13 protein-coding genes and 2 pseudogenes are annotated in these 14396 nt (G+C 70.1%); 7 read left to right on the top strand and 8 right to left on the bottom strand.

Annotated features, from left to right (window positions below; all coding sequences use genetic code 11):
- Positions 1-339 precede the first annotated feature (339 nt).
- Positions 340-990 (bottom strand): DNA-3-methyladenine glycosylase, encoded by a 651-nt coding sequence (locus tag ABZ624_RS25755; protein WP_360093424.1) that lies wholly within the window; start codon positions 988-990, stop codon positions 340-342.
- 99 nt (positions 991-1089) lie between these two features.
- Between ABZ624_RS25755 and ABZ624_RS25750 the strand changes: the two genes are divergently transcribed.
- The 3 genes from ABZ624_RS25750 (at position 1090) to ABZ624_RS25740 (ending at position 3132) form a co-directional block, all read left to right on the top strand.
- A complete protein-coding gene (locus ABZ624_RS25750) occupies positions 1090-1872 on the top strand; it encodes a sporulation protein (protein WP_360093421.1) in 783 nt (260 codons plus the stop codon).
- Between the two features lie 45 nt (positions 1873-1917).
- Positions 1918-2457 carry a YbhB/YbcL family Raf kinase inhibitor-like protein gene (locus tag ABZ624_RS25745; RefSeq protein ID WP_360093418.1) on the top strand — a complete coding sequence of 180 codons (540 nt, stop codon included), beginning with the start codon at positions 1918-1920 and terminating at the stop codon, positions 2455-2457.
- A gap of 168 nt (positions 2458-2625) precedes the next feature.
- The gene (locus ABZ624_RS25740; RefSeq protein WP_360093415.1) at positions 2626-3132 is read left to right on the top strand and encodes an HNH endonuclease; all 507 of its coding nucleotides are present in this window, start codon (positions 2626-2628) and stop codon (positions 3130-3132) included.
- Between the two features lie 84 nt (positions 3133-3216).
- On the opposite strand, the gene ABZ624_RS25735 is transcribed toward ABZ624_RS25740, so the two are convergent.
- The 3 genes from ABZ624_RS25735 to ABZ624_RS25725 all read right to left on the bottom strand — a co-directional run bounded on the left by ABZ624_RS25735 (position 3217) and on the right by ABZ624_RS25725 (position 5594).
- Positions 3217-4176, bottom strand: coding sequence for an SPFH domain-containing protein (locus tag ABZ624_RS25735; RefSeq protein ID WP_360093412.1), 960 nt, complete (start codon positions 4174-4176; stop codon positions 3217-3219).
- Positions 4177-4287: 111 nt separating this feature from the next.
- Positions 4288-4719 carry an NfeD family protein gene (locus ABZ624_RS25730; protein ID WP_360093409.1) on the bottom strand — a complete coding sequence of 144 codons (432 nt, stop codon included), beginning with the start codon at positions 4717-4719 and terminating at the stop codon, positions 4288-4290.
- 83 nt (positions 4720-4802) lie between these two features.
- Positions 4803-5594 carry an ABC transporter ATP-binding protein gene (locus ABZ624_RS25725; protein ID WP_351247562.1) on the bottom strand — a complete coding sequence of 264 codons (792 nt, stop codon included), beginning with the start codon at positions 5592-5594 and terminating at the stop codon, positions 4803-4805.
- A 150-nt stretch (positions 5595-5744) separates the two neighbouring features.
- Here ABZ624_RS25725 and ABZ624_RS25720 point away from each other — a divergent pair, with 150 nt between their 5' ends.
- A complete protein-coding gene (locus ABZ624_RS25720) occupies positions 5745-6533 on the top strand; it encodes a hypothetical protein (RefSeq protein WP_360093406.1) in 789 nt (262 codons plus the stop codon).
- A gap of 95 nt (positions 6534-6628) precedes the next feature.
- On the opposite strand, the gene ABZ624_RS25715 is transcribed toward ABZ624_RS25720, so the two are convergent.
- The 3 genes from ABZ624_RS25715 to ABZ624_RS25705 all read right to left on the bottom strand — a co-directional run bounded on the left by ABZ624_RS25715 (position 6629) and on the right by ABZ624_RS25705 (position 8858).
- Positions 6629-6874: a chaplin gene (locus ABZ624_RS25715; RefSeq protein WP_360093403.1), complete on the bottom strand. Its 246-nt coding sequence runs from the start codon at positions 6872-6874 to the stop codon at positions 6629-6631.
- 171 nt (positions 6875-7045) lie between these two features.
- Positions 7046-7687 (bottom strand): response regulator transcription factor, encoded by a 642-nt coding sequence (locus ABZ624_RS25710; protein ID WP_360093400.1) that lies wholly within the window; start codon positions 7685-7687, stop codon positions 7046-7048.
- Positions 7680-8858 carry a GAF domain-containing sensor histidine kinase gene (locus ABZ624_RS25705; RefSeq protein WP_360093397.1) on the bottom strand — a complete coding sequence of 393 codons (1179 nt, stop codon included), beginning with the start codon at positions 8856-8858 and terminating at the stop codon, positions 7680-7682. The genes ABZ624_RS25710 and ABZ624_RS25705 overlap by 8 nt, the downstream gene beginning before the upstream one ends.
- Positions 8859-9062: 204 nt before the next feature.
- On the opposite strand from ABZ624_RS25705, the pseudogene ABZ624_RS25700 reads away from it, so the two are divergent.
- From ABZ624_RS25700 to ABZ624_RS25690, 3 genes and pseudogenes are all read left to right on the top strand, one after another.
- Positions 9063-9422: pseudogene (locus tag ABZ624_RS25700) on the top strand (SDR family NAD(P)-dependent oxidoreductase); the annotation flags it as partial.
- Between the two features lie 51 nt (positions 9423-9473).
- Positions 9474-10194 (top strand): annotated as a pseudogene (locus ABZ624_RS25695) (S-adenosylmethionine:tRNA ribosyltransferase-isomerase); the annotation flags it as partial.
- Between the two features lie 298 nt (positions 10195-10492).
- Positions 10493-11239 (top strand): transglycosylase SLT domain-containing protein, encoded by a 747-nt coding sequence (locus ABZ624_RS25690; protein ID WP_360093394.1) that lies wholly within the window; start codon positions 10493-10495, stop codon positions 11237-11239.
- Between the two features lie 82 nt (positions 11240-11321).
- Here the strand turns inward: ABZ624_RS25690 and ABZ624_RS25685 are convergent, their stop codons facing one another.
- On the bottom strand, positions 11322-13919 hold the full coding sequence (locus tag ABZ624_RS25685; protein WP_360093391.1) for an FHA domain-containing protein: 2598 nt from the start codon (positions 13917-13919) through the stop codon (positions 11322-11324).
- Between the last annotated feature and the right edge of the window lie 477 nt (positions 13920-14396).

Below are 14396 nucleotides of genomic sequence, written 5' to 3'. Positions count from 1 at the left end.
TTCCTTTGTACTCACCCTCTCGGGCTTTCCTCCGGGCGCTTCCCTTCGGTCTTGCGTTTCCGACTCTATCAGATCTTTTCTCGATCCGATTCCCTGTCGGCGGGATGTCTCCGGGGTTTTCGGCTTTCGCCGTCCGCCCTTTCGACATTCACTACGTTAGCTCATTCTCTCGGCGACTCATAATCGAGTCTCGCGAGTTCGAATTCGGGCACGCGAGCGCGCCAGAAACGACCCCGCCGAGGGGCTGTAGCTAGGTAGTGGGTTGGCCGCTCCGGCTGCAGGCGATCGCCGTACCCGGTTCAGCGGCTCGGGATACATTACGCACCTTCGCAGGGCGCGTCAACTTCGGCGGCGCCTCGGTACATGGGCTCGATAGGGGCTCACGGTCGGGTCGCCGGCTGCCCAGTAACGCCAGGGGTGGACGTCGCCGTTCCCGCCTTCGCCGGCGACTCCGGTGCGGGGTCCGCTTCGTACCTGGTCAGGGGCTATCGGCGTACCGGTCAGCATCCTCAGCGGCGTTTCTCCGGTGGCACACGCGTCCGTGCCGTCCAGCGCGCGGTCGACTTCCAGGGCCGTCGCCAGGCGGGCCGGACCCTTGGCCAGTTCCTTGTCGTTCCGGGCCGAAACTCGACGTTTCCGGGCCAGGTCCACGCCCTCGATCACCTCGCCGGCGCGGAGCAGGACGGCGCTCGCCCGGCCCTCGGGACCGCAGACCAGGTTCATGCAGTGCCACATGCCGTAGGTGAAGTAGACGTACACATGTCCGGGCTCACCGAACATCACCGCGTTGCGGGCGGTGCGGCCGCGGTAGGCGTGGGAGCCGGGGTCGTTCGGGCCGTCGTACGCCTCGACCTCTGTGAGGCGGACGGCGATCGGGCCGTCGGGTGTCGTGCGGACCAGGATGCGGCCGAGGAGGTCCGGTGCCACCTCCAGGACCGGGCGGTCGAAGAACTCTCTGGGCAGTGGCGTACGGTCCGGGGGCGCGATCATGCCCTCCGAGGGTAGTGCAGACGGAGCACCGCGCCGGCGGAACCGGTGGCGGGCGGATCGCGTTTGTAGGGGCGAGGTCCGTTCGTAAAGGGAGAGTCAATGGCGTTCAAGAAGCTGCTCGCGAGCCTCGGGGCCGGCGGGGCCTCGGTCGAGACGGTGCTGACCGAGGTCAACGTCGTGCCGGGTGGTGTCGTTCAGGGCGAGGTGCGGATCCAGGGCGGGTCCGTGAACCAGGACGTCGAGGGGCTGTCCGTCGGTCTGCAGGCCAAGGTCGAGGTGGAGAGCGGCGACCAGGAGTACAAGCAGGACATCGAGTTCACGAAGGTGCGGCTCGGCGGTGCCTTCGAGCTGCAGGCGGGTGCCGTGCACGCGGTGCCGTTCGGTCTGGAGATCCCCTGGGAGACGCCGGTCACGATGATCGACGGACAGGCGCTGCGCGGGATGCACATCGGGGTGACGACCGAACTGGCGATCGCGCGGGCCGTGGACTCCACCGATCTGGACCCGGTCAACGTGCATCCGCTGCCGGCGCAGAAGGCGATCCTGGACGCGTTCATCCAGCTGGGCTTCCGCTTCAAGAACGCGGACATGGAGCGCGGCCACATCCGGGGGACGCGGCAGACGCTGCCGTTCTACCAGGAGATCGAGTTCCACCCGCCGTCGCAGTACCGGGGTCTGAACCAGGTCGAGCTGAGCTTCGTGGCCGATGAGTACGCGATGGACGTCGTGCTGGAGATGGACAAGAAGCCGGGTCTGTTCAGCGAGGGCTCGGACACCTACCGGTCCTTCCAGGTGGGGCTGAACGACTGGCAGGGGACCGACTGGGCGGCTTATCTCAACCAGTGGCTGTCCGAGGTCGGCGGCAGGCGCAACTGGTTCTAGGCTCGGGAACTGCTGGTTCCAGATCGTCGATCAGGAGGTACCGAGGTGACCGAGCTCAAGCGGCGGCCGCTCCCCCATGACTTCCATCCGCCCGTGCCGTCGTTCACGGTGACGAGCGCGGATGTCGAGGAGGGTGCGGCGCTGAAGAGCGCCCAGGTCCACGCGGAGGGCAACACCTCGCCGCAGCTGCGCTGGGAGGGGTTCCCGCCGGAGACCAAGAGCTTCGCCGTGACCTGCTACGACCCCGACGCGCCGACCGGCAGCGGGTTCTGGCACTGGGTCCTGTTCGACATCCCGGCCTCCGTGACGGAGCTGCCGGCGGGGGCGGGCAGCGGCAAGTTCGAGGGTCTGCCCGAGGGCGCGGTGCATGCGCGCAACGACTACGGGACGAAGGACTTCGGCGGTGCCGCGCCGCCGCCCGGGGACGGCCCGCACCGGTACGTCTTCACGGTGTACGCGGTGGACAAGGAGAAGCTGGGTCCCGATGCGGACGCGTCGCCGGCCGTCGTCGGCTTCAATCTGCGCTTCCACACGATCGCGCGTGCGCAGCTCATCGGTGAGTACGAGAATCCCGCGCAGGGCTGAGCGCAGCGCCGCGATTCAGTCGAGCGTTCATTGAACGTTTGCCCGCCTCCGGTCTTGGAAGTGATCGGAGGCGGGCATTTTTTATTGCGTTGTCCATCTCGGCGCGCCCGTCCAGAGTTGATCCAAGCCCGCCGGGGGGTGGGCAGGTGCACACGGGAGGTGGGCTGGATGCGGGACACGCTGGTGCTGAACGCGAGCTTCGAGCCGCTGTCGACGGTGACGCTGAACCGGGCCGTCGTTCTGGTGCTCCAGGACAAGGCCGTCGTCGAGCAGGCCCATCCCGAACTGCGGATGCGCGGTGCCGCTGTGGACATCCCCGCGCCCCGGGTGATCAGGCTGTGCAGGTACGTACGGGTGCCGTTCCGAAGACGGGCTCCGTGGTCGAGGCGGGGTGTGCTGGTCCGGGACCGGCACCGGTGCGCGTACTGCGGGCGCAGGGCGACGACCGTGGACCATGTGGTGCCCCGGGCGCAGGGTGGCACCGACTCATGGCTGAACACGGTGGCGTCGTGTGCGGAGGACAATCACCGGAAGGCGGACCGGACTCCGGAGCAGGCGGGTATGCCGTTGCTCCGGCAGCCGTTCGAGCCGACGCCTCAGGACGCGATGTTGCTCGCGCTGGGGGCCGAGGAGTTCGAGGCGCTTCCGGAGTGGCTGTCACAGGCCGCCGCTTGACTCATGCGGCTTGACTCATGCGGCGCCCTTACGGAGAGGGCTCACCTTCCCGCAGAAGGTGAGCCCTCTCCGTGTACGAGGATGTCAGTCGATCGACGGCTTCTCTCGGCGCTCTGTACCCCCGTTGTGGCCGTTGCCCGACGAGCCGTTGTTGCCCGAACCGCCGCCCAGAGAGCCGAAGTTGCCCATGGCGCCGGAGAGGCCCTTGAGGGCGTCGCCGATTTCGCTGGGGACGATCCAGAGCTTGTTGGCGTCGCCCTCGGCGATCTTCGGGAGCATCTGGAGGTACTGGTAGGAGAGGAGCTTCTGGTCGGGATCGCCGGCGTGGATGGCCTCGAAGACCGTACGGACCGCCTGGGCCTCACCCTCGGCGCGCAGGGCGGCGGCCTTGGCCTCACCTTCGGCGCGCAGGATCTGGGACTGCTTCTCGCCCTCGGCGGTGAGGATGGCGGCCTGGCGCGTACCTTCGGCGGTGAGGATCGCGGCGCGCTTGTCACGGTCGGCGCGCATCTGCTTCTCCATCGAGTCCTGGATGGAGGTGGGCGGTTCGATGGCCTTCAGTTCCACCCGGTTGACGCGGATGCCCCACTTGCCCGTCGCCTCGTCGAGGACGCCGCGCAGGGCGGCGTTGATCTCCTCGCGGGAGGTCAGGGTGCGCTCCAGGTCCATGCCGCCGATGATGTTGCGGAGTGTGGTGACGGTGAGCTGCTCGATCGCCTGGATGTAGCTGGCGACCTCGTAGGTGGCCGCGCGGGCGTCCGTCACCTGGTAGTAGATGACCGTGTCGATGTTGACGACCAGGTTGTCCTGGGTGATCACCGGCTGCGGCGGGAACGGTACGACCTGTTCGCGCAGGTCGATGCGGTTGCGGATGGTGTCGATGAACGGGACCACGATGTTCAGGCCCGCGTTCAGGGTGCGTGTGTAGCGGCCGAAGCGCTCGACGATGGCGGCGCTGGCCTGTGGGATGACCTGGATGGTCTTGATCAGGGCGATGAAGACCAACACCACCAGAATGACCAGGACGATGATGACCGGTTCCATCGTGTTCCCCGTACCCCTCTCCGCCTCGGCGCCTCGGCAGACCCCGCTGGTTGTTGAAGATCTTGCTGGTCGAGTCTGACAGACCGTCGCCCAACTCGTGGGCCGGATGCCTCAGATGACGATGGCGGTGGCCCCTTCGATGTCCACGACGTCCACCTCCTGGCCGACTTCGTAGGCCCGTCCGGTGTCGAGGGAGCGGGCCGACCAGACCTCTCCGGCGAGCTTGATGCGGCCGCCGGAGCCGTCGACGCGTTCGAGGACGACTGCCTGCCTGCCCTTCAAGGCGTCGACACCGGTGGCGAATTGGGGGCGTTGTCTGCCGTGCCGGGCCGCGATGGGGCGGACGACGGCGATGAGCGCGACGGAGACGACGACGAACGCGAGGACCTGGATCACGGCGTCGAAGCCGAGGCCTGACACCACGGCGGCCGCGACGGCTCCCACCGCGAGCATGCCGAACTCAGGCATCGCGGTGACCACGAGCGGGATTCCGAGCGCCGCCGCGCCGACGAGCCACCACACCCATGCGTCGATGTCGTTCACATGGTCATGGTAGGGCCGGGGACGGGCGGCGGACAGGGCGCGAAAGGGAGCGGGGCGGGCTCACGGCCGCCTCCGGTGAAGGGTCAGGACAGGGGCAGGCCCTGAGCCGTCCAGCGGTCGCCGACCTGCTCGACGACGAGCGGGAGGCCGAAGCAGAGCGAGAGGTTGCGGGAGGTCAGTTCCAGTTCGATCGGGCCGGCGGCGAGGACCTTGCCCTGGCGGATCATCAGGACGTGGGTGAAGCCGGGGGCGATCTCCTCGACGTGGTGGGTGACCATGATCATCGAGGGTGCGATGGGGTCGCGGGCGAGCCGGCCGAGGCGGCGGACCAGGTCCTCGCGTCCGCCGAGGTCGAGGCCGGCGGCGGGCTCGTCGAGCAGGAGCAGTTCGGGGTCGGTCATCAGGGCGCGGGCGATCAGGGTGCGCTTGCGCTCGCCCTCGGAGAGAGTGCCGAAGCGGCGGTCGACGTAGTCGCTCATGCCGAGGCGGTCGAGGAAGGCGCGGGCGCGCTGCTCGTCGACCTCGTCGTACTCCTCCTGCCAGTGGGCGGTCATGCCGTAGGCGGCCGTCAGCACGGTTTCCAGCACGGTCTGGCGCTTGGGGAGCTTCTCGGCCATGGCGATGCCGGCCATGCCGATGCGGGGGCGCAGGTCGAAGACGTCGATCTTGCCGAGGGTGTCGCCGAGGATGGTGGCGGTGCCCTTGCTGGGGAAGAGGTAGCTGGAGGCGACGTTCAGCAGCGTGGTCTTGCCGGCGCCGTTGGGGCCGAGGATGACCCAGCGCTCCCCTTCCTTCACCGACCAGGAGACCTGGTCCACCAGAGCCCGGCCCTCGCGGACCACGGATACGTCCTGAAGCTCCAGAACATCGCTCATGAGCGCGTTGTCTCCCCTTGCAGTGTGGCCGGTCTCGGCTGTCGCGTACGCCTGTGGCTCGGTCCGCCGCGCCGGTGGGCGCAGCCCTTATGAAATCTACGCCACGAGTGCCCGGCACCATTCCATCGGTCCTGTCCTTAGGGTGGGTGCATGCTCTGGGAACCGCGTTCAGGACGCCTTGCCGCTTGGGGAAATGCCCTTTTGGCCGGACTTGTCTCTCCGGATGACGCCGCGCTCGCCATTGTGGGTGAGGACACCGTGCACCGGGTGGAGGGGCTGCCCGGGGAATCCGCGCAGGTGGGGCTCACGCTCGCGCTGGGGCGGCTGCGGACGCTGGGGGCGACGGGGCTGCGGGTCGCGCTGCCGGTGCCGGGGCATCCGCTGGGGCTGAGCGGGCCGCCGGAGTTCAATGCGCGGGCGCTGGCGGCCGAGGAGGCGGTGGTCTGCTTCGGTGCCGCGTTCGGTCTGGTGCCTCAGGTGTACGAGGCCGGGCCCGAGGGTGATGTGCATGCCGAGGTGGTCTGGCAGGTGCTGCCGGTGCGGGAGGCGCCGCCCGCCGATGTGCCGTCGCTGGGCGAGGCCGAGCGGGAGCTTGCGGAGGCGCTGCGCGAGGCGACCGCGGTGCTGTCGAAGCTGGACGTCGCCGGGTCGGGGCCGATGGCGGAGGCGGCGATCGACGCGTACCGGGCGCGGGCCGAGCATGGTCAGGAGGTGCTCGCGCCGGGGTATCCGTCGCGTGCGGCGCGGGTGCTGGAGCTGGCGCAGCGGGTGGGGCTGCTGGTGTCCCTGGCCTACGACAGGGGGCACGGGGCTGCGGTCACCTCCGCGGAGATGGCTGCCCGGTCCGAGGCGCTGCGGCCCGTGGAGCGGACGGCGCGGCGGGCGCAGGTGGCGGCGTACAACTCCGTCGTGGAGGAGCGGGAGCGGGGAGTGCGGTAGGCGGCTGACGGCTGACGGCTGACGGCCGGCGGCCGGCGGAAAGCAGACAGGCCTCCCGGTGCACACGGGAGGCCTGTGGTCGTGTGGGCAGGACCTCAGTGGTTGAGGCCGGTGTTGCCGAAGGCCGGGTTCAGCACGCCGATCACGTTCGTGCTGTTGCCGACCAGGTTCAGCGGGATGTGCACGGGGACCTGGGTGACGTTGCCCGAGATGACCCCCGGGGAGCCCTGGGCGTCGCCGCAGGCGTGGGCACCCTCCGTGGCGGAGGCCATCCCCGCACCCGCGGCCACCAGGCCACCGGCCACCATCGTCACGGCCGCGGCCTTCTTCAGGTTCTTCACTTTCCAACCCCTCCTAGGCGTTCACCGCGGCGGTTCGCCGCAGCACGCACTGGAGAACGGCGGAGACCGCCGAAGGGTGCGCCATCCGAGTGACATTCCCACGACGGTATGAATCTCAGTCCATAGCCTGACCACTCGCGTTGCCCTCGGCGATGCCTTGGTGAGGGCGTTTCAGCCGGTCAGGCCATGGCGAACGGCCCACAGGGCGGCCTGGGTGCGGTCGGCGAGGTCCAGTTTCATGAGGATGTTGGAGACGTGCGTCTTGACTGTCTTCTCGGACAGCACCAAGGCGCGGGCGATCTCGCGGTTGGAGCGGCCGTCGGCTATCAGGCCGAGCACTTCACGCTCCCGCTCGGTGAGTGAGCTCCCCCTCCCCTGCCCCGAGTTGCTCATCTCCTGGGAGAGCAGGGCCCCGGCGACCTCCGGCTGGAGGAGGATGTGGCCGGCGTGCACGGAACGGATGGCGCCGGCGAGGGCGTCGGGGTCCACGTCCTTGTAGACGTATCCGGCGGCGCCCGCGCGCAGCGCCGGTACGACCGTGCGCTGCTCGGTGAAGCTGGTGACGATCAGCACGCGCGCGGGGTTGTCGAGTTCGCGGAGCTTGCGCAGGGCGTCGATGCCGTCCGTGCCGGGCATCTTGACGTCCATCAGGACGACGTCCGGCCGCAGTTGCTCGGCACGGGCGACGCCCTCCGCGCCGTCGGCGGCCTCGCCGATGACCTCGATGTCGTCCTGCACCTCCAGGAAGGTGCGCAGGCCCCGGCGGACGACCTGGTGGTCGTCGACGAGCAGCACCTTGATTGCGTCAGCCACCGGGGACCTCCATCTCGATCGTGGTGCCCTTGCCGGGCGCCGACTCCACGCTCAGCGCGCCGCCGACCCCGCTCGCCCGGTCCCGCATGGAGACCAGGCCCAGGTGGCGTCCGGCGCGGCGGACCGCCTTGGGGTCAAAGCCGTCGCCGTCGTCGGTGACGCGCAGCACGGCTCCGCAGCCGCGCCGCTGGACGCTCACGTCGACGTGTTCGGCGCCGGAGTGGCGCAGGGCGTTGTGCAGGGCCTCCTGGGCGACCCTGAGCAGGGCTTCCTCCTGGGCGGCGGGCAGGGCGCGGAAGCCGTTACTGGTGAAGGTCACGCGCGCGGTGTGGGCGCGGTCGAGGACCTGTGTCTGGGTGCGCAGGGTGGCGACGAGGCCGTCCTCGTCCAGGGCGGCCGGGCGCAACTCGACCACCGCCGCACGCAGTTCGTCGGCGGCCTCGGCGGCGAGCACGGCGACCTGGTGCAGCTCGCCCTTGGCGCGGGCGGGGTCGCGGTCGACGAGGGCCGTGGCGGCCTGGGCGGTCAGGCGCAGCGAGAAGAGCTTCTGGCTGACCGCGTCGTGCAGCTCGTGGGCGAGGCGGGAGCGTTCCTCGGCGATGGTCAGCTCACGGCTGCGCTCGTACAGGCGGGCGTTGGTGAGGGCGATGGCGGCGTGCTGGGCGAGGATGGAGAGCAGCTCCTGGTCCTCTTCGGTGAAGCCGCAGCTCCCCTCCGGTCTCGGGCACGGGGGGTGTGGGGGGTGTCCCTCCGCAGGACGCAGCTTGTTGGCCAGGAACAGCGCGCCGATGACCTCGTCGCCGTCGCGGATGGGCAGGCCGAGGAAGTCGACCAGGTCCGGATGCGCGGACGGCCAGCCCTCGAAGCGGGGGTCCTTGCGCACGTCGGCAAGACGCTCGGCCTTCGCCTCGTGCAGCATCGCGGCGAGGATGCCGTGCTGGCGGGGCAGCGGGCCGATGGCCTTCCACTGGGCGTCGCTGACGCCGTCGACGACGAACTGGGCGAAGCCGCCGTGGTCGTCGGGGACGCCCAGGGCGGCGTACTGCGCATCGAGCAGCTCACGGGCGGAGGCAACGATCGTCTTGAGGACATCGCGCACCTCCAGGTGCCTGCTCATGGCCAGCAGCGCGGCACTGACCGCGGCGAGGCCGGACCGGGGACCTTGACTCATGCCCTCACGGTACCGGCGGGGTGTGACAGCGCGGATCGGACCGGTGACAGCCGGGCCTGGTCCGCTGGACCTAGGCCTGCGGGTCTGGATCCGGGGCCCCGGCCGTGCGGTGTACGCCGAAGGGTCCCTCGGGTCTGCGGCCCGCGTCCGAGACGGCCGGGGCGGTGCCGTTCCCACGGTGTCGGCGACGAGGGGACGGTAGTCATGCCGGTAGCGATCACCACGGGGTGCTCGGCGGGGCTGGGGCGGGCGCTCGCCGAGGCGCTGGCCGCACGGGGCTGGGACCTGGTGCTGGACGCCCGGAGCGCCGAGGCGCTCAAGGAGGCCGCGGAGAGCGTCTCCGGACACGGCACGCGCGTGGAGGCACCGGCCGGGGATGTGACGGACGCCGGGCACCGGGCGGAGCTGGTGGCGGCGGCCGGCGCGCTCGGCGGTGTCGATCTGCTGGTGAACAACCCGGGGATCCCGGGCACGAAGCCCCTGGTGCCGCTCGCCACCCAGCCGCTGGACGGCTTCCGGGCCGCGCTGGAGACCGATGCGGTGGCTCCGCTGGGGCTGCTGCAGCTGAGCCCAGACGCGGCGGTGGACGCCTACCGCACCCGGGCCGGGGACCTGCTGGTGGTGCATTTCTCGACGCGCGGGGACGACGGCCGATGGGCGGTCGAGGTGCGGGAGCCGTACGGGCAGGGCACTACACCGCGCGTGCGGCCACACATGCGGGTACGGAGGTGATACTGCCGGGGGCGGCGGGGCGGCTGGTGCTGCAGGAGCCGCTGAGCCCGCACGGGGGGCGGCTGTGGCTGTGGTGGGCCCGGCCGGGCGGGGACGTCCTTGAGATGCTGCGCGCCTGTGGGCGGCCCATTCGCTACTCCAGTACCGAACGGGACCAGCCGCTGTCGGCGTACCGGACGGTGTTCGCGCTGCCGTCGCCGGACGGGTCGGGCAGTACGGAGATGCCGAGTGCGGCACGGCCTTTCACCGCGCGCCCGGTGGCCGAGCTGGTGAGCCGGGGTGTGCAGTTCGCGCCGGTCACGCTGGACACGGGGGCGGCGTCGGCGGAGGCGCACGAGCCGCCGTATCCGGAGCGGTTCGCGGAGCCGGGGGCGCCGGCGCGGCTGATCGACGCCGTGCGGGCGGGCGGGCGAGGGTGATCGCGGTCGGTACGACGGCCGTGCGGGCGGTGGAGTCGGCGGCCGGCCCGGACGGGGTGGTGCGGGCGGCCGGGGTGGAGGAGGCGCTGCGGGGGCTCTACCTGTGGCACGAGTTCGGCGACGTCCCTCTCATCCTCACGAAGGAGGGGCGTCACGCAGCGCATCGCACAGGCAACTCACGGTGAGACTGTTACGTCTCCGATGTGAGCCCGCACATAGGGCCCACATCACGTACGAACGGGCATAGGAGATAAACCTCCCGGGGTGAACGGGACAGACGGTCCAATCTGTCCCGTTTTGCCCTTCACTGATCCACTATCGAGGATCGTAGGTCACACCTTTGCCTGGGCATTTTGCGCCCGCTAAGAATTGCTCCCGTCGCTCAGCGCCGCGGCTGCCAGCCCGCGGCGTTCGTGCGGGAGGAGCCGATTCCCCCGGCGGACGCAGGAGCGACCTCCGCGCCAACGAAGAGGTCCATCAGCCATGCCCAAGAACATCCTCAGCCGTGCTCATAGTCGTCTCCTGACCAAGCAGCACAAGATCGCCGTCGCCGGTGTCGCCGCTCTCGGCACCGCCGCCATCGCGCTCTCGGCCGTCCCCGGCAACGCGGAGACCGTCACCACCGGCGCCCCGGCCGCCACCGCCCAGGTCGCCTCCGCCACCGCGCTGAAGAACGTCAAGGGCACGGTCACCGACCAGCTCGCCACCGAGGCGGTCAAGCTCGACACGTTCGCCGCGCAGAAGAAGGCCGCCGCCGACGCCGCCGCCAAGCAGCGCGCCGAGGCCGCGGCGAAGAAGGCCGCCGCCGACGCCGCCGTGAAGAAGGCCGCACAGGACCGCGCCGCCCAGGCGGCCGCGAGCCGCTCCGCGCAGCGCATCCCGATGCAGCCGGTCGCCGCGAAGACCTATGCGAACAACCTCGACGGCTGGATCCGGCAGGCGCTGGACATCATGAAGCAGCACAACATCCCGGGCTCCTACAGCGGCCTGCACCGCAACATCATGCGTGAGTCCTCGGGCAACCCGACGGCCATCAACAACTGGGACATCAACGCCGTCAACGGCATCCCGTCCAAGGGCCTGCTGCAGGTGATCCAGCCCACCTTCAACACCTACCACGTGCCCGGCACGTCGTGGAACATCTACGACCCGGTCGCCAACATCACCGCCGCCGCCAACTACGCGGCCCACCGGTACGGCTCCATGGACAACGTCAACAGCGCGTACTGAGGTCGGCGCGGACCTCTCCGAGACGCGAAAGGGCGGCACCCCGTGTGGGGTGCCGCCCTTCGGCGTCTGTGCCAGGGCGCGGTTACTTCCGCATGACCTCCGGCTCGTGCCGGCGCAGGAAGCGGGCCACGAAGAAGCCGCAGATCACACCGAGCACGATCAGCAAGATCATGTCCCCGGTCCAGGCCGCCGCCGTGTGGTTCCACAGCGGGTCGTTGTCGCCGGCGGTCTCCGGCGGGCTGATCTGGTTGAAGTCCAGCGTGGCACCGGCTGCGGCGACCGCCCAGCGGGACGGCATCAGGTACGAGAACTCGTTGACGCCGACCGTGCCGTGCACGGCGAACAGACAGCCGGTGAAGACGACCTGGATGATCGCGAACATGACCAGCAGCGGCATGGTCTTCTCGGCGGTCTTCACCAGCGAGGAGATGATCAGGCCGAACATCATCGCGGCGAAGCCGAGCCCCATGATCGGCAGGGACAGCTCCAGCAGAGTGGCGTGCCCGAGGATGAGCCCCTGGTCGGGGATCTCGCGCTTGCCGAAGCCGATGACGCCGACCAGCAGTCCCTGGAGTCCGGTGATCACGCCGAGCACGAACACCTTCGACATCAGGTACGCCGACCGGGACAGGCCGGTCGCGCGCTCCCGCTCGTAGATGACCCGTTCCTTGATCAGCTCACGGACGGAGTTGGCGGCACCGGCGAAGCAGGCGCCGACGGCGAGGATCAGCAGCACGGTGGTGGCCGTGCCGTTGGGCACGATCTGCCCGGTCCGCGGATTGGCGCCACTGGGCAGCAGACCGCGGTCGGGGTGGATCAGCAGGCTGACCGAGCCGATGACGGCCGGCAGCAGCACCATCAGGGCCAGGAAGCCGCGGTCGGAGACGATGACCGACACGTAGCGCCGCACCAGGGTGACGAACTGGGAGAACCAGCCCTGCGGCTTGGGCGGCCTGATCGCCTGCATCGGCTGCATCTGGACCGCCTGCGGGGCGACCGAGTCGACGTCCGCGGCGTACAGCTGGTAGTGCTGCGAGCCCTTCCAGCGGCCCGCCCAGTCGTAGTCGCGGTAGCTCTCGAAGGCGGAGAAGACATCGGCCCAGCTGTCGTAGCCGAAGAAGTTCAGCGCCTCCTCCGGCGGGCCGAAGTAGGCGACCGCTCCGCCCGGCGCCATCACCAGCAGCTTGTCGCACAGGGCCAGCTCGGCCACCGAGTGGGTGACCACGAGGACCGTACGGCCGTCGTCGGCGAGGCCGCGCAGCAGCTGCATGACATCGCGGTCCATGCCCGGGTCGAGTCCGGAGGTCGGCTCGTCGAGGAAGATCAGCGAGGGCTTGGTGAGGAGCTCCAGGGCGACGGACACGCGCTTGCGCTGGCCGCCGGAGAGCGAGGTGACCTTCTTGTCCTTGTGGATGTCCAGCTTCAGCTCACGCAGCACCTCGTCGATACGGGCGTCGCGCTCGGCCGCGGTGGTGTCGGCCGGGAAGCGCAGCTTGGCCGCGTACTTCAGGGCCTTCTTGACGGTCAGCTCCTTGTGCAGGATGTCGTCCTGCGGGACCAGACCGATGCGCTGGCGCAGCTCGGCGAACTGCTTGTACAGGTTCCGGTTGTCGTACAGCACCTCGCCCTGGTTGGCGGGCCGGTAACCGGTGAGCGCCTTGAGCAGGGTCGACTTGCCGGAGCCGGACGGGCCGATGACCGCGACCAGGGACTTCTCCGGGACGCCGAAGGAGACGTCCCTCAGGATCTGCTTGCCCCCGTCGACCGTGACGGTCAGGTGGCGCGCGGAGAAGGAGACCTCACCGGTGTCGACGAACTCCTCGAGGCGGTCGCCGACGATCCGGAAGGTGGAGTGGCCGACGCCGACGATGTCGGCGGGGCCCAGCTGCACCGAACCGCCCTTGGCGATCGGCTGGCCGTTGACGTACGTGCCGTTGTGCGAGCCGAGGTCGCGGATCTCCAGACGGCCGTCGGGCGTGGCGTGGAACTCGGCGTGGTGCCGGGAGACCTGCAGGTCGGAGACGACCAGGTCGTTCTCCAGGGCACGGCCGATGCGCATCACGCGGTCGAGCGAGAACTGGTGGAACGTGGTCGGGCTGCGGTCGCCGTGCACCGGCGGCGCCCCCGCGCCACCACCGGGCGCCTGCTGCGCGTACTGGTCGGCGGGAGCCGCCTGCTGCTGCGGAATCGCGGGCGCCTGCTGCTGCCAGCCGGGCTGCGGGGCCTGCTGCTGAGCGGGCGCCTGGTGCGGTACGGCCGGCTGGGGGGCCGCTGCCTGCGGCTGCGCGGCGGCGCCCTGCTGCGGGGTGGGCTGGGCCCAGCCCGGCGCGCCGGCGCCCTGTGCGGCGTACGGCGCCGACTGCTGCTGGCCGGCCGCGGCCCCGGACAGATTCAGCCGCGGTCCGTCGGTCGCGTTGCCGAGGTGCAGCGACGCACCCGGCCCGATCTCCGTCTGCTGGATCCGCCGGCCCTGCACGAATGTGCCGTTGGTGCTGCCATGGTCCTCGATGACCCAACTGCGGCCGTTGAAGCTGACCGTGGCGTGCCGCCAGGAGACCCTGGCGTCGTCGAAGACGATGTCACCCTGAGGATCACGTCCGAGGGTGTAGGGCCTGGACGGGTCCAACGTCCAGGTCCGTCCGTTTGATTCCAGTACGAGTTCCGGCACTCCATGCCCCACTGAGTTGTCCCCCGAGTTACCCCCATCGCAGGGAGTCTAGGGATGTCGAACATCGTGGGGAACTATTCCAGGCTCAGCCCCGTGACCGAAACCCGGGCCTTGTCATGAGCGCCTGCACGCGCTCCAACTCGCCGCGGGGTCCCGGTTGACCGGGCTGAAACCGGGCTGGACGGTGGTAATCCCGACGAGGAGGACAAACAAGGGTGGCCGGGTGGCGTTCGGCGGAGTTCTTCCTACGCTCCATGCACGCAACCGGAGTTGCCGTCACCCCGGCCGAACTCCTCGCCTACGCAGGCCTGGTGCCCGCGTTCTCGTGGCGATGCCGGTCGGTCTCGCCCAGGCGGAGGCCGCGGTCGGCGCTTCGCCGCGGCCACGGAGGCCACGCGTCTCGGCGGGCGCGGACCGGTGCACTGCCGGCCCTGCCGATCGCCCTGCCCGCCCCCCGCCACACTCCCCTGCCACCCGGCCGACCCGCCG

Origin of the sequence: Streptomyces sp. NPDC007205 (assembly GCF_040634095.1) — a bacterium.
Lineage (GTDB): Bacteria > Actinomycetota > Actinomycetes > Streptomycetales > Streptomycetaceae > Streptomyces.
The sequence above is the reverse complement of the archived record's forward strand: the minus strand, read 5'-3'. Positions and strand labels throughout refer to the sequence as shown.

Coding starts and splice junctions, on each gene's coding strand:
- ABZ624_RS25755 (WP_360093424.1), bottom strand. CDS start 990: ATGATCGCGCCCCCGGACCGTACGCCACTGCCCAGAGAGTTCTTCGAC.
- ABZ624_RS25720 (WP_360093406.1), top strand. CDS start 5,745: ATGCTCTGGGAACCGCGTTCAGGACGCCTTGCCGCTTGGGGAAATGCC.
- ABZ624_RS25740 (WP_360093415.1), top strand. CDS start 2,626: ATGCGGGACACGCTGGTGCTGAACGCGAGCTTCGAGCCGCTGTCGACG.
- ABZ624_RS25735 (WP_360093412.1), bottom strand. CDS start 4,176: ATGGAACCGGTCATCATCGTCCTGGTCATTCTGGTGGTGTTGGTCTTC.
- ABZ624_RS25725 (WP_351247562.1), bottom strand. CDS start 5,594: ATGAGCGATGTTCTGGAGCTTCAGGACGTATCCGTGGTCCGCGAGGGC.
- ABZ624_RS25705 (WP_360093397.1), bottom strand. CDS start 8,858: ATGAGTCAAGGTCCCCGGTCCGGCCTCGCCGCGGTCAGTGCCGCGCTG.
- ABZ624_RS25690 (WP_360093394.1), top strand. CDS start 10,493: ATGCCCAAGAACATCCTCAGCCGTGCTCATAGTCGTCTCCTGACCAAG.
- ABZ624_RS25750 (WP_360093421.1), top strand. CDS start 1,090: ATGGCGTTCAAGAAGCTGCTCGCGAGCCTCGGGGCCGGCGGGGCCTCG.